Genomic DNA, 22,078 nt, shown 5'->3' with positions numbered 1-22,078 from the left:
GAGGGGTGTAGGCCAGGAAACACCTTGCAGGGAAGGTCGGTGGACGCTGTGGACACCATGTCAGGGAACCGTGCTCCGCATCGACGGCTGCGGACGGCCGTCGCGGTCCTCGGCGCCGTCGCGCTCGCAGCGGGGATCGCGGCCTTGCTGCTCCCGCACGCGACGCTCGTCGCCGTGGTCTGGGTGTTCGGCATCTACCTGGTCGTCGCCGGGGGCACGCTCCTCGTGCGCGCCGTCCCGGGCGGGGCGCCGGCCTGGCGACGCGTTGCGCTGGTCGTCGTCGGCGTGCTCGTCGTCGTCGCGGGCGTCTTCGCCATCGTGCACCCGCCCGTCGGCGCTCGGTGGCTGGCATTCGCCATCGGGTTCGCGTGGCTGCTCGAGGGCATCACCCTGCTCTACGCGCCGGACACCGGCCACCGAGCGCTCACGGTCGTCGCGGCCGCACTGAGCTTCGTGAGCGGACTCGTCCTCATCACGCTGCCGGCACTCGGCGCGGTGTTCGTCGTCGCGGTGGTCGGCGGCGTCCTCATCGTCTCCGGCATCGTCCAGCTCGTCATCGCCTTCACGTGGGGGAACATCCCCGGCACGAGGAACACCGAGAAGACACAGAACACCGGGAACACAGGGAGCACGGGCACATGAGCACGGCAGCCATCGGACGCATCGTCGTCGGGTACGACGGATCGGAGCCGGCCGACGCCGCGCTCGAGCGCAGCCTCGGCCTCGCCGCACGACTCGGCAGCCCGGTCGAGGTCGTGACGTCCTGGCGGTGGCCGATCACCTGGAGCACCCTGCCGGTCGCGAACAGCTGGTCCCCCCTGCACGACGCCGAGGAGATCCGGCAGCAGGCCGTCGACCTCGTCGAGCGACACGGCCCGCTCCCCGTCGAGGTCACGACCCGCTCGGCGGAGGGCGGTACGCCGGAGGTGCTCCTCGACGCCGCGTCCGACGCCGGGCTGCTCGTCGTCGGCAGCCGCGGACGCGGTGGGTTCCGGGGGCTGCTGCTCGGCTCGGTGAGCGCCGCCTGCATCCAGCACGCGACGTGCCCCGTGCTCGTGGACCGGGGGCGAGCGGCGACCGGGACGGACGACAGCGGTGCGTCCGGTTCCGGCGGGGCCGTCGTGGTGGGCGTCGACGGCTCCCCGGAGTCCGGCCGCGCCCTGCGGTTCGCGATCACCCTGGCCCGCGGCCTCGGGCTCCCCGTCCGGACGATCACGACGTGGCAGTGGCCGGAGGCCCTCAACCGCGACGAACCCCCGTTCGACCACTGGTCCCCCGAGCAGGACGCCCTCGCGACCGCCTCCCCCGCGCTCGAGGCCGCCGAGGACCTCATCGACGACGACGTCGACGTCACGTCCGACCTCGTCGAGGGCCGCCCCGCCGAGGTCCTGCTCGACGCCAGCCGTGACGCCGCACTCCTCGTGCTCGGCAGTCGTGGCCTCGGTGGGTTCCGCGGGCTGCTCGTCGGCTCGGTCACCCAGGAGTGCGCACAGCACGCGTCCTGCCCGGTGGTGGTCCACCGTTCGTGACGGACCCCGCCGGTAGGTTGACAGCGTGACGACCATCGACCTCAACAGCGACCTCGGCGAGGGCTTCGGCGCCTGGACGATGGGCGACGACCGGGCGATGCTCGACGTGGTCTCGTCGGCGAACGTCGCCTGCGGGTTCCACGCCGGCGACCCCGCGATCATGCTCGACACCTGCCGCCTCGCCGCCGAGCGGGGCGTCGCGGTCGGGGCGCACGTCGCCTACCGCGACCTCGTCGGGTTCGGTCGTCGCGCGGTCGAGGTCACACCCGAGACGCTCTACGCCGACGTCGTCCACCAGCTCGGCGCCCTGCTCGCCACGGCCCGGGTCGCCGGCACCGCGGTGACGTACGTGAAGCCCCACGGCGCCCTGTACAACACCGCGTGCGCCGACCCGGTCCAGGCCGAGGTCGTCGCCCGCGCCACGGCCGACGTGGACCCGTCCCTCGCGGTCCTCGCGCTGCCGGACTCGGAGCTCCTCCGCGCAGCGGCCGCCCACGGACTCCGCGCCGTGTCCGAGGTCTTCGCCGACCGGGCGTACGAACCCGACGGGTCCCTCGTCCCGCGCAGCCGTCCGGGCGCCGTCCTGCACGACCCGACAGCGGTCGCCGACCGGGTCCTCCGGATGGTCACCAACGGCACCGTGACCGCAGTGGACGGCTCGGTCGTCCCGGTCCGGGCGGACTCGGTGTGCGTGCACGGCGACTCCCCCGACGCCGTCGCGATGGCCCGGGCGATCCGCGCGCTCCTCGACCAGCACGGGGTCGCGACCACCCCGTTCGCCCCCACACCGTGAGCGCGCCGGCCGAGCACGCCGGCCCCGCCCTCGACGTGCGTCGCGCGGGTACCCGCGCGGTGCTCGTGACCTTCGGCACGCTCGCCGAGGTCACCGCGTTCCGCGCCGGACTCGAGGCCGAACCCGTGCCGGGCGTGACCGAACTCGTGTCCGGCGCCCGCACGCTGCTCGTCCGCTTCGACCCGGAACGAACCGATCCCGCGCGACTCGCACCGCGCCTCCAGGCCGTCGAACCCGTCGTGCCCACCCGAGCCGACGTCGGCGAGGTGACCACGATCCCCGTCGTCTACGACGGCGAGGACCTCGACACCGTCGCCGCACTGGTCGGCACCACAGCCGCCCAGCTCGTCGCCTGGCACACCGGCCAGACCTGGACGAGCGCGTTCTGCGGCTTCGCACCCGGCTTCAGCTACCTCACCGGCACTTCCCCGTCGCTCGACCTGCCCCGACGCACCAGCGCCCGCACGTCCGTGCCCGCCGGCAGCGTCGCCCTCGCCGGCGAGTTCAGCGCCGTCTACCCGCGCGCGTCGCCCGGCGGCTGGCAGCTCATCGGCCGCACCGACGTCCCGATGTGGTCGCTCGACCGCGACCCGCCCGCGCTCGCGCCGGCCGGCACCCGGATCCGGTTCGTCGCCGCCGGCCGCGCATGAGCACCCTCACCGTCCTGCAGGTCGGCCCCGGCACGTCGACGCAGGACCTCGGCCGGCCCGGGTTCAGCGACACGGGCCTCGGCGCCGCGGGTGCCGCCGACCGCGGGGCCGCTGCACTCGCCAACCGGCTGGTCGGCAACCGTCCCGACGCGGCGGTCCTGGAGGCGCTGCTCGGCTCCGTCACGCTCCGCTCGGACGCGCACGTGGTCGCGTCCCTGACCGGCGCACCCTGCCCGGTGGCGGTCGAGGCCGCGGACGGCCGGGTCCGCGGCGGGGCCTGCTTCGAGGTCGTCACGCTCGCACCGGGTGACGTGCTCCGGGTCGGGACGGCCACCGCGGGACTGCGCACGTACCTCGCGGTCCGCGGAGGCCTCGCCGTCCAACCCGTGCTCGGCAGCCGCTCGTGGGACTCCCTCGCGCGCCTCGGTCCGCCTCCCGTCACGGTCGGGGACGTCCTGCCGATCGGGGGCGCCGCGGATGCCTGGCCGCTCGTCGACGCCGTCGCCCCGCCGCGCTGGTCACCACCGGGCGAGGCGGTCGTGCTCGACGTCACCGCCGGACCCCGCGACGACTGGTTCACCCCGGAGTGGCGGACGGTCCTGGCCGGCCAGGTCCACCACGTCACCCCCGACAGTGACCGGGTCGGCGTGCGGACCACCGCTGCCCGGCCGCTCGTCCGCGCCGTGACCCGCGAGCTGCCGAGCGAGGGCGTCGAGACCGGGTCGCTGCAGGTCCCGCCGACGGGCCACCCCGTCCTGTTCCTCGCCGACCACCCCGTCACGGGCGGCTACCCCGTCGTCGCGGTGCTCACCCCCGCGTCGGTCGACCGCGCCGCCCAGCTCCGACCGGGCGACGCGGTCCGCTTCCGCGTCCTCGACTGACTCAGCCGGCGTAGCGCGGATCGGACGCGGGGTCGTACGGCTGCCATCCCCACGAGTCGTCGTCCGACGACGGGGCGGGGTGCTCGTTCTGCCAGAGCGTGTCGACCGCGGACCACTCCGACGCGCTGCACCAGTCCAGCACGTACGCGTCGTGAGCCGTCGGCGCCACGAACAACGACGACCTCGGGATCCGGCCGAGCGACTCCCCCCGTGCGGTCATGCACCCCTGCAGGCGGTCGAAGGCCGCGAGGTACTCGCTCCGGGTGACGACGCCGTCCTCGGTCGCCTGGTCCTGCGCCGCGCTCGCCGCGGGCATCGGGGGTGTGCGCAGCCAGCCGTACGACAGCGTCCACCCGAGGTCCCCGTCCACGCTGAGCCGGATCCGGTGCCCGGCGATCTCCGACGCCGCGTACGAGCCCGTGACGTGCGACCCGGCGGCGCACGACGCTTTGCCCCCGTCGACCCCGGACCCGCGCTCGGTGATCTCGCCGCTCCCGGTGCGACACGTGGCGACCCAGGTGAACGTGTCGGCACGGGCGGGAGCGCGTCCGACCGAGATCGTCTCGTCCGACGACCCGACCCGCCCGACCGGGCTGCCGACGACCCGCAGGTACGTCGCGCCCGACCCTCCGACCACCGTCGCGGCCTGGCTCTGGGCCTCGAGGGCGGCCGGGTCCGGACTCGCCGCCGCGGTGATCGCACCACCGGCGGCGGCGCCACCGAGGACGCACACCACCGCTCCCGCGATCGTCGCCGCCCGCCACCGTCGACGCCGCCGAGGTGTGTGTTCGACCGTGTCGACGAGCAACGCCCGCAGTGCCCGGTCGCGGTCGTCGGTGTCCCTGTTCGTGGAGGTGCTCATGATCGTGCTCCGTTCCGTTCGACGGCCGGCTGTGTCGTGGGCCCGCTCGCGGTGAGTGCCGCGGCGAGCCGGGTCCGTGCGCGGGAGAGGCGCGACTTCACCGTTCCCGGCGCGATGCCGAGTGCAGCGGCGATCTCCCGCTCGCTGTAGCCCTCGAGGACCGACAGCGTGATGATCTCCTGGTCGCGTTGCCCGAGCTGCCGGAGCGCCCGGACGGCGTCCCCGTCATCGTCCCGGTCCGCGTGGTCGGGGACGGGTTCGGGTGGCGGCAACCGGTCGAGCGCGGCCCGGTACCGCCGGGCCGCACGGGTCTGGTTGCGGGCGACGTTCGTGGCCGTGACGAGCAGCCACGGCAGGAGCGACCCGTCGACCAGGCGGACCCGAGCCCGGTTCCGCCAGGCCTCGAGGAACACGATCGCGACCGAGTCGGCCGCGTCCGTGTCGACCGGCACGAGCCGCATGCAGTGTCGCTGCACCCGGTGGCGGTGCCGGTCGAACACCCGCCCGAACGCCTCGCCGTCACCCTCGAGCGCCATCGCCCAGTCCCCGCTGTCCATACCCTGCAGTGTCCGGGACGACCGGATCGGTTCCACCCCGCCGCACCGGTCGACGGCGAGTCCGGAACACCCCGCTGCCGGGTGCGGTTGCATCCGGCAACGACGACGAAAGGTGCACCATGTCGATGACCGTCCTGCTCGAGGTCCAGCTCCGGAGCGACCTCCCCACCGAGACCACCGAGGCCGCGATCCGCGAGACCCTCGCCCAGACCGGTGCGTTCGCCGGCAACGAGTCGCTCGAGGTCCTCGTCGACGACACCGACCCGTCACGGGTGGTCGTCGTCGAGCGCTGGACGACGCCTGAGGCCCACGACGCCTACGTCGCCTGGCGCGGCACGCCGGAGGGTGCGGCGAACGCCCTCGCCGCCGTCGTCGCCGCCCCGCCGGTCACCCGTCGGTTCGGTCGGACGATCACGCTCGACTGACGCGACACCGCTGACCCGGCCCCGCTCCGGTCGATGGTCCGCCGCGGGGATGGGACGATTGGGGCATGACCGCCACGCTCGTCGCCAAGGAACTCTCCGGCGGGTACGCCGCACGCACGCTCTTCGACTCCCTCGACCTCACCGTCGCTCCGGGGGACGTCATCGGCATCGTGGGGGTGAACGGCGCCGGCAAGTCGACCCTGCTCCGACTCCTCGCCGGGGTGGACGAGCCGCTGGCCGGCACCGTGTCGCTCGCACCGACGGACGCGTTCGTCGGCTTCCTGCCGCAGGAGCACGAACGCCTCGCGGGTGAGACCGTCGCCGCGTACATCGCCCGGCGGACCGGGTGCGCTGAAGCCACCGCGTCGATGGACGCCGCAGCCGCTGCGCTCGGCGACCCCGACGCCGGTGACGCCGCGGCGGACGCCTACTCGGCGGCGCTCGACCGCTGGCTCGCGGCAGGCGCGGCCGACCTCGACGACCGCATCCCCGTCGTGCTCGCCGACCTCGGCCTGGCCGTCGGGTCCGACGAGGACGGCGTCGGGCCGGAGTCGCTCATGACCGCGTTGTCCGGCGGGCAGGCAGCCCGCGTCGGGCTCGCCGCACTGCTGCTCTCGCGGTTCGACATCGTGCTGCTCGACGAACCGACGAACGACCTCGACCTGGACGGCCTCGACCGGCTGGAGGGCTTCGTCCGGGGCCTCCGCGGCGGTGTCGTGCTCGTCAGCCACGACCGCGAGTTCCTGGCGCGCTCGGTGACCGCCGTCCTCGAGCTCGACCTCGCGCAGTCCACCAACCGGCTCTTCGGCGGCGGGTACGACTCCTACCTCGAGGAGCGCGAGATCGCGCGGCAGCACAAGCGCGACGCGTACGAGGAGTACGCGTCCACCAAGGCCGACCTCGTGTCCCGAGCCCGGACCCAGCGCGAGTGGTCGAGCCAGGGCGTCCGGAACGCGATGCGGAAGAGTCCCGACAACGACAAGATCCGTCGTCGTGCCGCCTCCGAGTCGAGCGAGAAGCAGGCGCAGAAGGTCCGGCAGATGGAGTCCCGCATCGCCCGGCTGGACGAGGTCGAGGAGCCGCGCAAGGAGTGGCAGCTCGAGTTCACGATCGGCAGCGCGCCCCGGTCCTCGGCGGTCGTCGCGACCCTGTCCGACGCGACGTTCACCCAGGGCGACTTCACGCTCGGGCCGGTCTCCCTGCAGGTCGACGGCGGCGACCGCATCGGCATCACGGGTCCGAACGGTGCCGGCAAGTCCACGCTCCTCCGGGCGCTGCTCGGCAAGCAGGCGCCGACGACGGGCACGGCGTCGCTCGGGTCCAGTGTCGCGGTCGGCGAGATCGACCAGGCTCGCGCGGCCTTCACGGGTGACCAGCCGCTGGCCGACGCGTTCGAGGCGATCGTGCCCGAGTACACGACGGCCGACGTCCGGACCCTGCTCGCGAAGTTCGGGCTGAAGGCGGACCACGTCGGCCGTCCGGCGAACGCGCTCTCCCCCGGTGAGCGGACACGCGCCGGCCTCGCGCTCCTGCAGGCCCGCGGGGTGAACGTGCTCGTGCTCGACGAGCCCACGAACCACCTCGACCTCGCCGCGATCGAGCAGCTCGAACAGGCCCTCGACTCGTACGACGGCACCCTGCTCCTCGTCACCCACGACCGCCGCATGCTCGAGACCGTCCGCCTCGACCGGCAGTGGCGCGTCGAGGCCGGCCGCGTCACCGAGCCCTGACCCGCCCGGCCTCCCCCGTGATCCGTAGGCTCGGACCATGGTCGACCTGCAACTCGCGCTGAACGGGGACACCACCCACCCGGCGATGCCCCGGACCGCCGACGAGATCGCCCGGGACGCCGCGGCCTGCGTCGCCGCCGGCGCCACCCTGCTGCACCTGCACGCGTTCGACGACGACGGGGACGAGTCGCTCGCCGCCGGTCCGGTCGGCAGGATGCTGCGCGCGGTGCGGGCGGCGTGTCCGGGCATCCCGGTCAACGTCACGACGTTCGCGGCGATCGTGCCGGACCCGCGGGAACGCCTCGACCTCGTGTCGTCGTGGACCGAACTGCCCGACCTCGTCGCGGCGAACCAGGGCGAAGCGGGCATCGACGACGTGAGCGAGGTGCTCGCGCGGCGCGGCGTCGGCATCGAGGCGTGCTTGCTCAGTGGCTCCGACGCCGATCGGTTCGTCCGGGCCGGTCGCCACGAGCGGTTCGTCCGGGTGGTCGTCGAGCCCCTCCTGGAGGACGTCGACGACGCGCTCGCGCTCGACGCCGAGCTGGAGTCGATGCTCGACGCCGCCGGTGTCACGCTCCCCCAGCTCCACCACGGCATCGGCGCTGCGTCGTGGCAGGTCAGCCGACGTGCCCTCGCGCGCGGGCACGCGATCCGCACCGGCCTCGAGGACACCTCCGTGCTCGAGGACGGGACCGCGGCGACGTCGAACCGTCAGCTCGCCGCCGCCGCGGCCGCGATGGTCAGCGGCGGAGCGCCAGCCGCTCGATGACCTCGGCGCTCTCCTCCTGCGGGGTCCGGTCCGCCGCGACGGTGATGTGGGCCTCGTCGTCCTGCGGCGGCTCGAGGGTGGCGAGCTGGGACTGCAGGAGCGAGGTCGGCATGAAGTGCCCGGAGCGCTTCGACATCCGGTCCTCGATGAGGGACCCGTCGCCGGCGACGTGCACGAACACCACACCGGGAGCCCGGAGGACGTCGCGGTAGGAGCGCTTCAGCGCCGAGCAGGTCACCACGCCGGGGGTGCCACCGTCGAGGTGCGACCGGATCCACGCCGCGATCACGTCGAGCCAGGGCCAGCGGTCCTCGTCGGTCAGCGGGGTGCCGGCGTGCATCTTGTCGACGTTCGCCTGCGGGTGCATGGCGTCGCCCTCGGCGAAGTCCCACCCGAGCTGCTCGGCGACCATCGCGGCGACGGTCGACTTGCCCGATCCGGAGACCCCCATCACGACGAGGACGCGGGAGTCGAGTGCGGTGTCGTCGCTCAATGGATGAACACCCCCGCCAGCATGACCCCGGCGAGGCCGAACACCGAGATGAGGCACTCGAGCATCGTCCACGTCTTGAAGGTCTGCCCCACCGTGGTGTTGAGGTACCCCTTCACGAGCCAGAACCCGGCGTCGTTCACGTGCGACAGGAAGACCGACCCGGCGCCGATCGCGAGCACGAGCAGCGAGGTCATCGGCGAGGACAGGTCGTGCGCGATCGGCGCCATGATGCCCGCGGCCGTGACGGTGGCGACCGTGGCCGACCCGGTGGCGACGCGCACGAGGGCGGACACCACCCAGGCGACGAGCAGCACCGAGATGCCGGAGTCCTTCACGGCGTCGGCGATCACCCCGCCGATCCCGGTGTCGATGAGCACCTGCTTGAAGCCACCACCGGCGCCGACGATGAGCAGGACGCCCGCGACCGGCGGCAGGGCGCTCTCGAGGGACTTCGACACGGCGGAACGGTCCATGCCGCCGCCGATGGCGAAGAAGATCATCGCGTAGACGGCGGCGATGCCGATCGCGATCATCGGCGACCCGAGGAAGTCGAGCAGGCTGACCCACGAGCCCGAGGCGTCCGGGACGGTGGCCTCGCGGATGGCCTGCGCGAGCATCAGGACGACGGGCAGCAGGATGCCGACGAGCGCGACCGTGAAGGACGGGCTGCGCGGCTCGCTGATGACGCGGGTGAAGTCACTCTTGCCGTGGGGCAGGGATGCGGTGTCCTGCGTGGCGGGGCCGCGCCGCGCCTCCCGACCCGCGTGTGCCGGGTCGTCGCCGACGGGACCCGCGTCGGAACCGCGCGACCCGAACATGTCGGGCGCGGGGATGTCGACCCAGCGGGCCGCGAAGCGGGCGAAGACCGGACCAGCGAGGACGATGACGGGGATCGCGAGCACGATGCCGAACGCGAGCGTCGTGCCGAGGTTCGCACCGACCGTCGAGATGGCGACGAGCGGGCCGGGGTGCGGCGGCACGAACGCGTGCATCGTGGAGAGGCCGACGAGGGCGGGGACGGCGATCTTCATGATCGGGACGGAGCTGCGCTTCGCCACCAGGACGATGATCGGGATGAGCAGGACGAGGCCGACCTCGAAGAACATCGGCAGGCCGATGAGTGCCCCGATCAGGGCCATCGTCCACGGCAGCGCCGCCTTCGACGACCTCCGCACGAGGGTGTCGACCACGCGGTCGGCCGCACCGGAGTCGACGAGCATCTTGCCGAACATCGAGCCGAGGCCGACGAGGATGCCGACGCTCGTCATCGTCGCACCGAAGCCGTTGCCGAAGCTCGTCACCGCCTTGTCCGGAGCGAGACCCGCACCGATCCCGACGCCGAGCGCCCCGATCGTGAGCGCGATGAACGGGTGCACCTTCAGCCAGGTGATGAGGGCGATGATCACGACGATGCCGATGATCGCCGCGATGATCAGCTGCGCGACCGGCCCCGACGGGTCGACGGCTTCGGTGCCGGCTGGTTCCGCCGCCAGGACGGTGACCGCGTGGGCCGCGGCCGCGTGGACCGTGGCCGGATCGGCCGGGAGAGCGTGAGGCATCGGTGCCCCTTCCTGGAGCCGCTGCCGCGCGGCTCCGTCGCCTTCGTGTCGAGGACGGTCTGGCGTGCTGCGCGTCGACCGTCAATAATCTGATTAATCAGACTATACGACGATCCACCGCGCGGCATCCGCCCTCCGGGGCAGTCTGCCGATTCGATGGACACCGTGTCACGCGCCGTGCGTGCCGCGTACTGCACGGAGGAACGATGGCGACCGGCCGCGGACTGCACGCCCAGGTGCTCGAGACGCTCGGGCAGCGGATCGTCGACGGCGTGCTCGCCCCGGGCACCGTCGTCCGGCCCGAGGCCGTCGCGGCGGAGTTCGGCGTGTCGAGGTCGGTCGTCCGCGAGGCGCTGCGCGTCCTGCAGTCGCTCGGGCTCGTCGAACCCCGCCAGCGCGTCGGCACGCTGGTGCTCGACATCGCGTCGTGGGAGCTACTCGCGCCGACCGTGATCCGGTGGCGCGGCGCCTCGCCCTGGTACTTCGCCCAGCAGCGCGAACTGCTCGAGCTGCGCCTCGGCGTCGAGCCCGTCGCCGCATCGCTCACCGCGGGGACACCGGGTGCCGCAGCGGTACTCGCCGCCGCGACCGACATGATCGACGCCTGCGGTCGGGAGGACAGCCGCGCCTACCTCGAGGCCGACGTCCGCTTCCACCGAGCGCTCCTGACCGGTTCCGGCAACGCCGTCTTCGCACACTTCGCCGGGACCGTCGAGGCGCTGCTGCGGACCCGCACCTCGGAGTCGCGGGACACCATCACGCGCTGGACCCGCGATGCGGCGGCACGGCACGAGGCCGTCGGCTTGGCGCTCGTCGCGGGCGACGGCGGGGCCGCGTCGGCTGCGGCGCGCGAGCTGGTGCGGGTGACGCGGGACGAGTTCATCGCGGAGGCGCCGGCGTCCTGACCCGAGTCGCCGGGGTTCCCGGGGTCGCCGGGGTCGCCGGGGTCGCCGGGGTCGCACGACACGCCGTGTGCGCGCGCCGGGAGCGACCGATCGCGCGACCTCGCGTGCCCGAGACGCGACCGACGGACGGACTGGAGGCGCGGTGCGGGGCCGACCCGCGCCTCCCGTCCGACCGTGGCCGGGTCGCAGGACACGCCGCACGCTCTCCGCCGAGGTCGCACGACACGCCGCACGCGCGCGACGGGAGCGGCCGATCGCGCGACCTCGCGTGCCCGGGACGCGACCGACGGACGGACTGGAGGCGCGGTGCGGGGCCGACCCGCGCCTCCCGTCCGACCGTGGCCGGGTCGCAGGACACGCCGCACGTTCTCCGCCGAGGTCGCGCAACACGCCGCGCTCGCACGCCGGAAGCGGCCGATCGTGCGACCTCGACCTCGACCTCGGCCGCGCGCGCTACCCGCGCGCGAAGAGGCGCGGACCGCGCAGGCGCAGCCGCATCGTCACCGTGCCGAGCCACCGGTCGTACTTGTAGCCGACCTTCCCCATGCGGCCGACCTCCTCGAAGCCGAGCCGCTCGTGGAGCCGGATCGACGCCTCGGCCTGGCGGTCGGCGATGACGGCGACGACCTCGCGGACGCCGGCCGAACGGCACTCATCGATCAGCGCCTCCATCAGGGCGCGCCCGAGCCCCTTCCCGCCGGACGCGGCACCGAGGTAGATCGAGTCCTCGACGACGCGGTTCGAACGGTCGCGGGGGTTCCACGGGTCGACGAGCGCGTAGCCGAGCACCTGCCCGGAGGGGTTCTCGGCGACCAGGAACGGCAGACCCCGACGACGGATCTCGTCGTACCGACGCTTCCACGCGGCGAACGTGAACGCCGACGGGTCGAAGGTCACCGAGGAGTTCCGGACGTAGTGCGTGTGGATCTCGCGGACGTCGGGGAGGTCGCTGGGCTCGGCAGCGCGGATCGTGTAGGTGAACGCGGCTTCGGCGGGGACCGGGGCGCGCAGGTGTCGCGGCAGGACCCGCCGTCGCTGGTATTCCTCCTCGAGCACGGGTCCGAGCCTATGCCGCGGGCAGGGTCCAGTCGACCGGTTCGGCGCCCTGGGCGACGAGCAGCTCGTTCACCTGCGAGAAGGGGCGGCTGCCGAAGAACCCGCGCGAGGCGCTGAGCGGGCTCGGGTGGGCGGACGCGACGACCGGGGTGTCCCCGAGGAGCGGCCGGACGGAGGCTGCCTGCGCACCCCAGAGCACGGCGACGAGGGGCTTCCCGCGGGCGACGAGGGCACGGACGGCCTGGTCGGTGACGGCCTCCCAGCCCTTCCCGCGGTGGCTGCCGGCGGCTCCGGCCTCGACGGTGAGGACGCGGTTGAGCAGCAGGACGCCCTGGGCCGACCACGCCCGCAGGTCCCCGTGCGCCGGCGGCGTCACGCCGAGGTCGGCCTCGAGCTCGCGGTAGATGTTCGCCAGGCTGCGCGGGACGGGTCGCACGTGCGGGTCGACCGCGAACGAGAGGCCGATCGGGTGCCCGGGCGTCGGGTACGGGTCCTGTCCGACGACGAGGACCCGGACGTCGTCGAACTGCTCGGCGAAGGCGCGGAGGACGTGCTCCCCGGCCGGGAGGTACTGCCGACCGGCACCGGTCTCGGCACGGAGCCAGTCGCCCATCCGGTGGACGTCGTCCTCGACCGGGGCGAGGGCCTCGGCCCAGCCGGGGTCGACGAGGTCGGCGAGCGGTCGGGCCTGCACGGGGCTAGGCGCCCATCGTGGCGACGGCGACCGAGTCCTCGCCGGCGACGACGCGCCAGACGCTGCCGGTGCCGCGGACCTCGAGCGCGCCCTCGCCCACGACCAGCGTGGTGTCCTCGTCGATCGCCAGGCCCGCGGTCACGAACTCGGCCTCGGCGCTCGCGATGAGCCGGGCGAGCGTGCCGGCCTGGACGGCGTGCACGTCGATCGTCAGGTCGACCAGGCCGAGCCCCTCGCGGAGTTCGACCTCGTCGAGGCCCTCGGAGGCTTCCTCGGGGCAGATCTCGACGCCGCCGATGCGCCAGCCGCCGACGAGGGCACGATCGGCGGCGATCATCGCGCCGGCCGAGTAGCCGAGGTAGGGCAGGCCGTCGGAGACGAGCAAGCGGATCTGGTCGACGAGCGGGGCGACGGCGTCGAGGTAGTCCGGCGTGACCCCACCGCCGACCACGAGGGCGTCGACGTCGCTCAGGACCGTGGTGTCGAACACCTGGCCGGCAGCGATCTCGGTGACGAGGACCTCGGCCGTGCGCGGACCGGCGAGCACCTCGGCGATGTCGGCCGTGCTGGACGGGCTCGCACCGGACCCGTCGGCGACGGAGAGCAGGGCGATGCGCGGGACCGTGCGGCCGACGGCTGCGGAGCGGACCGTGGCCTCGGCGACGAAGGGCGCGGCGGCGTCCGAGGCGGCGAAGGGTCCGCCGCCGACGAGGTGGATGCTCACGACTCGGCCGTCACCGGGGCGAGGGCGCTCCACGGGAAGGTGATCCACCCGTCGACGCGACGCCAGACGTGGTCCGGCTCGAGCACGGTGCCGGGCTTGGAGTAGAGGCAGGCGCTGCGGACGTCGGCGCCGGCGTTCCGGATGATGTCGACCACCAGGCGCAGGGTGCGGCCGGAGTCCGACACGTCGTCGACGACGAGGACGCGCTTGCCGGCGAGGCTCGGGGCGTCGAGCGCCGGCGACAGGATGACCGGCTCCTCGAGGCGCTGCTCGACGTCGGTGTAGAACTCGACGTTGATCGAGCCGCACTCCTTGGTGCCGAGGGCGTAGGCGACCGCGCCGGCGATGATGAGCCCACCGCGGGCCACGGCGACGACGACCTCGGGTTCGAAGCCGGAGGACAGGACGTCCTTGGCGAGCAGGCGTGCTGCGTCACCGAACTCGAGCCATCCGAGCACCTCGGGCCCGCTCGTCACGGTCACGGTCGAGGGAGCCTGGGCGGGTGACCCGGATTCGCTGCTGATCGGCATCCGACAACGGTACCGGCACGGACCCCGCGCCCGCGACCCGCACGTGCGGCCCGGGCGCGTGCGGGTCGGGTGCGGGCCGGGTGCGCGGCACCCGCGGGGATCACACCCGCGGGGTCAGCTTCCCCCGCGCGAGCTTGTGCTGGGCCGACTGCGCCACCGGGCGGATCGTCACGAGGTCGAGGTTCACGTGCGCCGGCAGCTCGACCGCGTGCACGATCGCCTCGGCGACGTCCTCGGCCACGAGGGGCTCCGGCACGTCGTCGTAGACCGCCGCGGCCTTCTCCGCGTCGCCACGGAACCGGGTCAGGGCGAACTCGTCGGTCTTCACGAGGCCCGGCGCGATCTCGACGACCCGGATCGGCTCCCCGTTCAGCTCGAGCCGGAGCGCGGCCACGAGGGCGTGCTCGGCGAACTTCGCGGCGTTGTACCCGCCGCCGTTCTCGTACGCGACGTGCCCGGCCGTGCTCGTCACCGTGACGATGTCGGCGCTCCCGGCGGCCGCCGCACGCCGCCGGAGGTGCGGGAGCAACGCCGCGACGACCCGCTTCGTGCCGATCACGTTCACCTCGAACATGGCACGCCAGTCCTCGACGTCCGACTCCTCGACCGACGCGGACCCGAAGGCGCCGCCGGCGTTGTTCACGAGCACGTCCGCTCCCCCGAGCTCGTCGACACGGGCGGCCAGCGCCTCGACGTCGGAGGCGCTCGTGATGTCCGCCACGAGGACGTCGGCTCCGGTCGACCCGGCGAGCGCCTCCAGCTTCGAGGCACGGCGGGCGACGGCGAGCACGTCCCACCCGTGCGAGCGGAACAGTCGGACGGTCGCTGCTCCGATGCCCGAGCTCGCTCCGGTGACGACTGCGCGACGAGATGCCATGTGCTTCCTCCAGGGACGGGGTGGGACGTCGGGGACGTGTGGGATGTCCCGACAACCGTACCGATCCGGCAAGGTCACGATCGGGTAACGTGACGGGCGATGACGACGGACGCCGCCCCTCCCGCGCCCTCGGCGCCCGCCTCGCAGCTCGAGCCCGGACGTGCGAAGCGCCGTATCCCGATGTGGGACACGGCGCGGTTCCTGGCGGTCACGCTCGTGGTGATCGGCCATGCGATCCAGCGCCAGACGGCGGCGAGCGAGCACGCCCTCGCGCTGTACACCTTCATCTACGCGTTCCACATGCCGGCGTTCGGTGTCATCAGCGGGTACTTCTCCTCCGCCGACACCCCGACCGCGAAGCGCATGCGCCGGACGATCACGGACATCGTCGTGCCGTACATCATCATGCAGACGATCTGGACCGTCGTGCAGGCCCTGGTCGAGGGCGGGAAGAAGTTCAACCCGACGCAGCCGACCTGGACCCTCTGGTTCCTGCTCGCGCTGGGGATCTTCAAGCTGATCCTCCCGTACCTCGCGCAGCTCCGATGGCCGCTGTTCTGGGCCGTCGTGTTCAGCATCGGCGTCGGCTACTTCGACAACGTCGACTCCACGCTCTCCCTGTCGCGGGCGATCAGCCTCCTGCCGTTCTTCCTGCTCGGCTGGCAGGTGAAGCAGTGGGGCGTCTTCGACCGCTGGTACGAGGCTCCGCGGCGGGTCGTGGTCCGGGTGCGCATCGCGGCCGGTGCCGTGTTCGTGGCGTGGGCGGTGGCGTGTGCGATCTGGATCCCGCAGTTCAAGCAGTTCGACCTGCACCACTGGTTCTTCTACGACGACTCGTACTCGGGCCTCGGCGAGGACGCCTGGTGGGCCGGTGCGGTCCGCTTCGGGCTGATGCTGCTGGCGACCCTCCTCACCGCGTCGTTCCTGCTGCTCGTGCCCCGTCGGAACGTCTGGATCACGCAGTTCGGCGCGGCGACGATGTACGTGTACCTGCTGCACACGTTCGTGCTCTACCCGATCCGCGAGTCCGGGGTGCTCGCCGGGCAGCACTCGGCGTGGCCGTACGTCCTGCTCATGGTGGCGATCGCCTGCGCGGTGAGCCTGTTCCTCGCCCAGCCGTTCGTCCGCCGGGGGATGCGCTGGCTCCTCGAACCGAACGTGCGCTGGTTGTTCCGCCGCGAAGAGTGAGACTGCGCCCGCGCGTCCGTACTGTGCGAGCCTCCGCCCACGGTGCGAGGGAACGAGCGTCCCACGGCGCGCGGAACCTCGCACAGTGCGGCGCGGGCCAGGAGGCGCGGGTCGCCTCCGCCTCGGTCGTTACGTCCCGAGGCGGGCGCGCTGGTGCCGACGCGACCACCTGCGTACCGTGACGGGCGACGCACAGCCGCGCCGCGCCTCCTGGGCCGAGCGCTGGGCGACCCGACGACCCGACGACCGCCACCGGACAGGAGCACGAGATGACCCAGAACGACGCCGCCCAGTGGCGGTTCGAGACCACGCAGATCCACGCCGGCGCACAGCCCGACCCGACCACGGGGGCCCGCGCGACACCGATCTACAAGACGACCTCGTACGTCTTCGCGAACTCCGACGAGGCCCGTGACCTCTTCGCCCTGGCCAAGCCGGGCAACATCTACTCGCGCATCATGAACCCGACGAACGACGTCGTGGAGCAGCGGATCGCGGCGCTCGAGGGCGGCTCCGGGGCGCTCCTGGTGTCGAGCGGCCAGGCGGCGGAGACCTACGCGGTGCTCAACATCGCGGGCGCCGGGGACCACATCGTGTCCTCGTCGTCGATCTACGGCGGCACGTACAACCTGTTCAAGTACACGCTCGCGAAGCTCGGCATCGAGACCACGTTCGTCGAGGACCAGGACGACCTCGACGAGTGGCGCCGCGCGGTCCGACCGAACACGAAGCTGTTCTTCGCCGAGACGATCGGCAACCCGAGGATCAACGTGCTCGACATCACCGGTGTCAGCGAGGTCGCCCACGAGTCCGGCGTGCCGCTCATCGTCGACAACACGATCGCGACGCCGTACCTCATCCGTCCGTTCGAGCACGGTGCCGACATCGTCGTGCACTCGGCGACGAAGTTCCTCGGCGGGCACGGCACCGTCATCGGCGGGATCATCGTCGACTCCGGCAAGTTCGCGTGGTCGCAGCACCCGGACAAGTTCCCCGAGTTCAACACGCCGGACCCCTCGTACCACGGCGCGGTCTTCGCCGAGGCCGTCGGCAACGAGCTCGCCTACATCGTCAAGGCCCGGGTGCAGCTGCTCCGCGACCTCGGTGCGTCGAACTCGGCGGACACCGCGTTCGCGCTGCTGCAGGGCATCGAGACGCTGTCGCTCCGCATCGAGCGGCACGTGTCGAACGCGCAGGAGATCGCCGAGTGGCTCGACCGGCACCCGGACGTCGCGACCGTCGCCTACGCCGGGCTGCCGACCTCCCCCTGGTACGCCGCGGCGAACCGCTACGCGCCGAAGGGCGTCGGGGCCGTGCTGTCGTTCGAGCTCAAGGGCGGTGTGCCCGCCGGCAAGGCGTTCGTCGACAACCTGCAGCTGTTCTCGCACCTGGCGAACATCGGCGACGTGCGCTCCCTCGTCATCCACCCGGCGTCGACCACGCACTCGCAGCTCACCCCCGAGCAGCAGCTCACCACCGGGGTCACGCCGGGGCTGGTGCGGCTGTCGGTGGGGATCGAGAACGTCGAGGACCTCAAGGCCGACCTCGAGGCCGGGCTCGCCGCTGCCCGTGCGGTCGCGCAGGAGGGCCAGCGCGCGTAGCGGCCCCGGGCCCGGCGCGGGGGCTGTCGCGGACCCTCGCGCTCGATGCGTGTGCACCATGCGACGTCCCACGAGTCGATCGACTCGTGGGACGTCGTTGGTTGCGCACACATCCGGTGCGTGTGCATGGTGCGACGATCCACGCGTCGAACGACGAGTGCGATGTCGGAACATGCGCACGCACGCAGCCGCACCCGCACGCACGCCGCCGCACCCGCCCGCGCGCACGCACGCAGCCGCGACCACCCGCGACCCGCCGCAGTGGACCCGCGACGCGCCGGACGTGACGTAACACTGGCGGCCCGCGCCGCGCCTCCCGGCAGACTGGACCCGATGGACTGGCAGACGACCCCCGAGGACTCCGTGCCGTCCACCCTCGTGCCCGGAACCGAACTCGGCACGCTCGGCAAGCCTCCGGTGACCGGCGCCTGGCGCCCGGGCGACCACCCCGGCTCCCGGCACTTCGCGTCCCTCGGTGAGCAGTGGGTGCGGGGTGGACGCATCCCCGCCGTGCGCGTGGCGTACGAGACCTGGGGCACGCTCAACGCCGACCGCGACAACGCGGTCCTGGTGTTCCACGCGCTGACCGGCGACTCGCACGTCGCCGGAGCACCCGGTCCCGGCCACCGAACCGCGGGCTGGTGGGGCGACGTCGTCGGCCCCGGCCGGGCGATCGACACCGACCGGTGGTTCGTCGTCGCACCGAACATGCTCGGCGGCTGCCAGGGCACGACCGGGCCGTCGTCGGTGTCGCCGGACGGCCTCGAGTGGGGATCCCGCTTCCCGTTCGTCACCGTGCGCGACCAGGTGGCGGTGCAGGCGCAGCTGGCCGACCGGCTCGGCATCGACGTCTTCGCGGCCGTCGTCGGCGGGTCGATGGGCGGCATGCACGCGCTCGAGTTCGCCGTCACCCACCCTGCACGGGTGTCCCGGCTCGCGGTGCTGGCGAGCACGGCGCAGACCACCGCCGACCAGATCGCCGCGAACTCGCTGCAGCGCGCTGCGATCCAGATGGACCCGGCGTTCGCGGGCGGCGACTACTACGAGGCCGACGCCGGCGAGGGCCCCCACCGCGGGCTGGCGCTGGCTCGGCGGATGGCGTTGATGACCTACCGGGCGTCCGACGAGCTGAACGGCCGGTTCGCCCGCTCGTGGCAGAGCGACGTCTCTCCGCTCGGCGACGACGGCCGCTTCTCGGTCGAGAGCTACCTCGACTTCCACGGCAACAAGTTCACCCGTCGGTTCGACGCGAGCTCCTACGTCACGCTCACCCACGCGATGGACTCGCACGACGTCGGAGCCGGTCGGGGCGGGATCGCGGCGGCGCTGGCGCAGGTGACGGCCCGCACGCTCGTGGTCGGGGTGTCGAGCGACCGGCTGTTCCCGATCGAGGACCAGCACCGCATCGCGGCCGGCGTGCCGGACACCCTCGACGGTGACCGTGCGGCCGTGATCGAGAGCGAGTTCGGGCACGACGGGTTCCTGATCGAGCACGAGGCCGTGGGGGCGCACCTCCGGCGGCTCTTGGACGCATAACGCTTGCAATGACGATCGCGGCACCATCCGACACGGGATGGCGCGCCGAACACCCCCCAACGGGTGTCGCGCGTGGAATGATGGCGTGGTGCCCAGCCTGAACCAGGCTCGGTTTTCCCTCAGCCACACCGCCACGACCAGGACACCGATGGACTTCATCGCACAGGAACGCGACCGCTTGCTCCGGTCGACGACCCGTGTCGTCGGCATCGTCTGTGCCCTGGTGTCGGTCGTCGCGGTGATCTGCGCCCTCGCGGTCCCGGTCGTCCCGCTGCTCGGCGGGCTCGCCTGCATCGCGATCATGATCGCCGGCTTCCTGGTCTTCGGGTGGAACGGCTCGGTGTGGTGGACGGCGCTCATCCTCGCCTCGGGCCTCGGCGCGCTCGCACTCCTGCTGCTCGGCGTCGACGAGACGGCGCGTCCGATCATCGCCTCCGCGGTGGTGCCCCTCGCCGCCGGCAGCATCTCGGCACCGCTCATGTCCCAGCGCGGGAAGCCCGTGGGACTCGGGCTGACCATCGTCGCCGGGGCGGCCGTCGTCGTCGCGATCGTCTGGGCGAGCGGCAGCGTCCTCGCCGCCCCGGTCACCGGCGCGCTGCTCGGGTGGGTGCTCATCGCCGTCGTGACGATCTGGATCTCCCGGAGCATCCCCCGCGTCGCCCGCCGGATCTACAGCATAGGCACCGCGCACCGCGCCGAACGCCAGGCGAGCGAGACCGAGGCGCAGCGACGACAGGGTGCGCGGCTCCTGCACGACACCGTGCTCGCCACGCTGACCCTCCTCGCGCACTCCGGCGTGGGCGTCTCCGAGCAGGCGATGCGTGAGCAGGCCGCCGAGGACGCCCGGCTCCTCCGCCACCTCCGCCTCGGTGCGACGCCGCAGCCGCAGCAGTCCGGCGACTACTCGCTCACCCGCGAGGAAGAGTCCCCGCTCGGCCAGACCCTCGAGTCGGTCAAGCAGCGTTTCGGCCGCATGGGCCTCGAGGTGAGCTGGCACGGCACCGGGCAGGTCCTCCTGCCGTCGAACGTGCTCGACGCCTTCCTGCTCGCGCTCGGCGAGTGCCTCGAGAACGTCCGCCGCCACGCCGGCGTCGGCGAGGCGCACGTCACGATCGTGCACGACAACGAGATGGTCCGCGCGATGGTCACCGACTCCGGCGTCGGCTTCGACCTCACCCACGTCAGTGCCGAACGGCTCGGCTTCAAGGAGAGCGTGGTGAACCGCCTCCGCGAGGTCGGCGGCGACGCGAAGCTCTTCTCCGCGCCGGGATCCGGCACGACCGTCGTCCTGGAGGCACCCAGATGAGCCGCGTCCCCGAGGACACCATCAGCCGCGGCCTCCCCGGCGAGACCGTGCAGCCCGCTCCGCGGACCCGACGGGAGGCGCGGGAGCGGTACCGGGGCAGCGAACGTCGGCAGGCGCGCGGCCTCCCCTCCACCTCCACCGGCGCGCGCTCGCTGCGGCAGGCCGCCAAGCCCGGCGCCTCGCTCGGCGCCGGCTACCTCGGACTCGGCGCCGCGGTCCTCACCGGCATCGAAGCCGTCGCGGGGATCGTCTTCTTCCTCATCCGCTGGACGGAGTTCACCGACCCGTGGCTGCCCGCGGCGGCCTGGGCGCTCTACCTCGTCGCCGCCGTCGGGGTCGGGCTCAGCCTGCTCACCTACGGCGAACGACTGACCGGGCTCGCCTTCGCGCTGATCTGCGTCGTCCTCGGCTGCGTCGTGACGCTCGACTTCATCGGCATCTGGCCCGAGCACGACATCGCCCACTCGGCGTCCGCGTCCGTCGCCGCCGGCTTCGCGCTCCTGCCCGTCGCGACCCTGCGCCCGGCCCGCGAGGTCGCCGCCGCCATCGCCGTCCTCGGCCTCGCGTTCGTCGGGATGGCGGTCGCCTCGACGCCGATCACGAGCGACACCCTGCCCGCGATCGTGTCCACCGTGGCGCTCGTGACCGTCCCGCCGTCGATCGCGCTCTTCGTGGTGCACCGGTTCCGCCAGCTCGTGCAGCGTGAACTCGACCGGGTCCTCGTGCAGAGCAACGTGCAGGCACCGCAGTTCGCCGTGGGCATGCTCGCCTCCGACGAACTCGCCCGGCTCGACCTCGCCGCCGAGAAGCTCCTCGACGCCGTCGCCAACGGCAGCGACCCCCTGCCGCTCTCGGACGCGTCCGCCTCGGTCGCCGCCTCGCTCGCCACCGAGCTGCGCCTGCACCTCATCGAGGGCCGCCGCGAGACCTGGCTGTACCACGCGATCACGGAGTCCGACAACCTCGGCCGCTCCGTCAGCGTCGCGGATCCGCAGTCGCTCGCGGGCCACCTCTCCCCCGCGCAGCGCGACGGCCTGCTGCAGACGCTCTGGCAGATGGTCGGCGACGGCAAGCAGACCCAGGCCGGATCACCGGTCGTCTCCGTGACGCTCGGCCCCGTCGGCTCGGACGGGCACCCCGTCACCGACGAGACGATGGACGTCCCGGTCGTCTTCGAGTCGCGCGGTGTCCCCCGGCGTCGACTCGGCCCGACCGCATGGAGCGCCCTGCAGCGGATCGGCCCGTACCAGGACTCCGTCCGCGACGGCGTCCTGCACGTCGTCGCGCACTGCGTCGTCGACCGACATCCGTCGATGTAGTCGTCGCACGGAACCGGCTGGCCCGACTGCCGGACACCCTGACCAGCCTGCCCGTGCCCCGTGGTCCGTCCCCCTAGGATCGGCCCACGACCGC

Annotated in this window: 23 protein-coding genes; 14 read left to right on the top strand and 9 right to left on the bottom strand. The window is 73.0% G+C overall.

Annotated elements, in window-relative coordinates; translation table 11 throughout:
* The first annotated feature begins 57 nt into the window (after positions 1-57).
* From ACIPEP_RS11845 to ACIPEP_RS11825, 5 genes are read left to right on the top strand one after another with little or no spacing between them, the layout of a single operon-like run.
* Positions 58-642, top strand: coding sequence for a DUF308 domain-containing protein (locus tag ACIPEP_RS11845; RefSeq protein WP_402717377.1), 585 nt, complete (start codon positions 58-60; stop codon positions 640-642).
* Complete coding sequence (locus ACIPEP_RS11840) at positions 639-1,529, top strand: universal stress protein (protein WP_402717376.1); 891 nt, start codon at positions 639-641, stop codon at positions 1,527-1,529. The genes ACIPEP_RS11845 and ACIPEP_RS11840 overlap by 4 nt, the downstream gene beginning before the upstream one ends.
* A gap of 25 nt (positions 1,530-1,554) precedes the next feature.
* Positions 1,555-2,322: a LamB/YcsF family protein gene (locus ACIPEP_RS11835; RefSeq protein ID WP_402717375.1), complete on the top strand. Its 768-nt coding sequence runs from the start codon at positions 1,555-1,557 to the stop codon at positions 2,320-2,322.
* Complete coding sequence (locus ACIPEP_RS11830; protein WP_402717374.1) at positions 2,319-2,972, top strand: allophanate hydrolase subunit 1; 654 nt, start codon at positions 2,319-2,321, stop codon at positions 2,970-2,972. Before ACIPEP_RS11835 ends, ACIPEP_RS11830 begins: the two co-directional genes overlap by 4 nt.
* On the top strand, positions 2,969-3,853 hold the full coding sequence (locus ACIPEP_RS11825) for a biotin-dependent carboxyltransferase family protein (protein WP_402717373.1): 885 nt from the start codon (positions 2,969-2,971) through the stop codon (positions 3,851-3,853). Before ACIPEP_RS11830 ends, ACIPEP_RS11825 begins: the two co-directional genes overlap by 4 nt.
* Position 3,854: 1 nt before the next feature.
* Here the strand turns inward: ACIPEP_RS11825 and ACIPEP_RS11820 are convergent, their stop codons facing one another.
* Positions 3,855-4,715, bottom strand: a complete 861-nt coding sequence (locus tag ACIPEP_RS11820) for a hypothetical protein (protein WP_402717372.1) — start codon at positions 4,713-4,715, stop codon at positions 3,855-3,857.
* Entirely contained in the window at positions 4,712-5,272 is a 561-nt protein-coding gene (locus ACIPEP_RS11815) for an RNA polymerase sigma factor (protein ID WP_402717371.1), read from the bottom strand. The genes ACIPEP_RS11820 and ACIPEP_RS11815 overlap by 4 nt, the downstream gene beginning before the upstream one ends.
* A gap of 119 nt (positions 5,273-5,391) precedes the next feature.
* Between ACIPEP_RS11815 and ACIPEP_RS11810 the strand changes: the two genes are divergently transcribed.
* From ACIPEP_RS11810 to ACIPEP_RS11800, 3 genes are all read left to right on the top strand, one after another.
* Complete coding sequence (locus ACIPEP_RS11810) at positions 5,392-5,697, top strand: putative quinol monooxygenase (RefSeq protein WP_070416347.1); 306 nt, start codon at positions 5,392-5,394, stop codon at positions 5,695-5,697.
* Between the two features lie 65 nt (positions 5,698-5,762).
* Positions 5,763-7,427, top strand: coding sequence for an ABC-F family ATP-binding cassette domain-containing protein (locus ACIPEP_RS11805; protein ID WP_402717370.1), 1,665 nt, complete (start codon positions 5,763-5,765; stop codon positions 7,425-7,427).
* A gap of 37 nt (positions 7,428-7,464) precedes the next feature.
* Positions 7,465-8,196 (top strand): 3-keto-5-aminohexanoate cleavage protein, encoded by a 732-nt coding sequence (locus ACIPEP_RS11800; RefSeq protein WP_402717369.1) that lies wholly within the window; start codon positions 7,465-7,467, stop codon positions 8,194-8,196.
* On the opposite strand, the gene ACIPEP_RS11795 is transcribed toward ACIPEP_RS11800, so the two are convergent.
* Both ACIPEP_RS11795 and ACIPEP_RS11790 read right to left on the bottom strand, forming a co-directional pair.
* Positions 8,168-8,647, bottom strand: coding sequence for a gluconokinase (locus tag ACIPEP_RS11795; protein ID WP_309780442.1), 480 nt, complete (start codon positions 8,645-8,647; stop codon positions 8,168-8,170). The two genes, ACIPEP_RS11800 and ACIPEP_RS11795, sit on opposite strands and share 29 nt — an antisense overlap.
* A 38-nt stretch (positions 8,648-8,685) precedes the next feature.
* Positions 8,686-10,248 carry a GntP family permease gene (locus ACIPEP_RS11790; RefSeq protein WP_258027675.1) on the bottom strand — a complete coding sequence of 521 codons (1,563 nt, stop codon included), beginning with the start codon at positions 10,246-10,248 and terminating at the stop codon, positions 8,686-8,688.
* A 206-nt stretch (positions 10,249-10,454) separates the two neighbouring features.
* Here ACIPEP_RS11790 and ACIPEP_RS11785 point away from each other — a divergent pair, with 206 nt between their 5' ends.
* The gene (locus tag ACIPEP_RS11785) at positions 10,455-11,153 is read left to right on the top strand and encodes a FadR/GntR family transcriptional regulator (protein WP_402717368.1); all 699 of its coding nucleotides are present in this window, start codon (positions 10,455-10,457) and stop codon (positions 11,151-11,153) included.
* A 453-nt stretch (positions 11,154-11,606) separates the two neighbouring features.
* Here the strand turns inward: ACIPEP_RS11785 and ACIPEP_RS11780 are convergent, their stop codons facing one another.
* The 5 genes from ACIPEP_RS11780 to ACIPEP_RS11760 all read right to left on the bottom strand — a co-directional run bounded on the left by ACIPEP_RS11780 (position 11,607) and on the right by ACIPEP_RS11760 (position 15,034).
* The gene (locus ACIPEP_RS11780) at positions 11,607-12,209 is read right to left on the bottom strand and encodes a GNAT family N-acetyltransferase (protein ID WP_070416352.1); all 603 of its coding nucleotides are present in this window, start codon (positions 12,207-12,209) and stop codon (positions 11,607-11,609) included.
* Between the two features lie 10 nt (positions 12,210-12,219).
* Entirely contained in the window at positions 12,220-12,903 is a 684-nt protein-coding gene (locus ACIPEP_RS11775) for a uracil-DNA glycosylase (RefSeq protein WP_402717367.1), read from the bottom strand.
* Positions 12,904-12,907: 4 nt separating this feature from the next.
* Positions 12,908-13,627: a Type 1 glutamine amidotransferase-like domain-containing protein gene (locus ACIPEP_RS11770; RefSeq protein WP_402717366.1), complete on the bottom strand. Its 720-nt coding sequence runs from the start codon at positions 13,625-13,627 to the stop codon at positions 12,908-12,910.
* Positions 13,624-14,157, bottom strand: a complete 534-nt coding sequence (locus ACIPEP_RS11765) for a phosphoribosyltransferase (protein WP_175473674.1) — start codon at positions 14,155-14,157, stop codon at positions 13,624-13,626. The genes ACIPEP_RS11770 and ACIPEP_RS11765 overlap by 4 nt, the downstream gene beginning before the upstream one ends.
* A 100-nt stretch (positions 14,158-14,257) precedes the next feature.
* Positions 14,258-15,034, bottom strand: coding sequence for an SDR family oxidoreductase (locus ACIPEP_RS11760; protein WP_402717365.1), 777 nt, complete (start codon positions 15,032-15,034; stop codon positions 14,258-14,260).
* Between the two features lie 99 nt (positions 15,035-15,133).
* Here ACIPEP_RS11760 and ACIPEP_RS11755 point away from each other — a divergent pair, with 99 nt between their 5' ends.
* From ACIPEP_RS11755 to ACIPEP_RS11735, 5 genes are all read left to right on the top strand, one after another.
* The gene (locus tag ACIPEP_RS11755; RefSeq protein ID WP_071302566.1) at positions 15,134-16,222 is read left to right on the top strand and encodes an acyltransferase family protein; all 1,089 of its coding nucleotides are present in this window, start codon (positions 15,134-15,136) and stop codon (positions 16,220-16,222) included.
* A gap of 269 nt (positions 16,223-16,491) precedes the next feature.
* The gene (locus ACIPEP_RS11750; RefSeq protein WP_071302567.1) at positions 16,492-17,823 is read left to right on the top strand and encodes a bifunctional o-acetylhomoserine/o-acetylserine sulfhydrylase; all 1,332 of its coding nucleotides are present in this window, start codon (positions 16,492-16,494) and stop codon (positions 17,821-17,823) included.
* 333 nt (positions 17,824-18,156) lie between these two features.
* Positions 18,157-19,359: a homoserine O-acetyltransferase gene (locus tag ACIPEP_RS11745; RefSeq protein ID WP_092386807.1), complete on the top strand. Its 1,203-nt coding sequence runs from the start codon at positions 18,157-18,159 to the stop codon at positions 19,357-19,359.
* 148 nt (positions 19,360-19,507) lie between these two features.
* Entirely contained in the window at positions 19,508-20,665 is a 1,158-nt protein-coding gene (locus ACIPEP_RS11740) for a sensor histidine kinase (protein ID WP_071296181.1), read from the top strand.
* Complete coding sequence (locus ACIPEP_RS11735; protein WP_083294960.1) at positions 20,662-21,984, top strand: hypothetical protein; 1,323 nt, start codon at positions 20,662-20,664, stop codon at positions 21,982-21,984. The genes ACIPEP_RS11740 and ACIPEP_RS11735 overlap by 4 nt, the downstream gene beginning before the upstream one ends.
* The last annotated feature ends 94 nt before the right edge of the window (positions 21,985-22,078 follow it).

It is taken from the genome of Curtobacterium sp. NPDC087082, assembly GCF_044745045.1.
Taxonomy (GTDB): Bacteria; Actinomycetota; Actinomycetes; order Actinomycetales; family Microbacteriaceae; genus Curtobacterium.
This window is presented reverse-complemented; position numbering and strand designations above follow the sequence as displayed.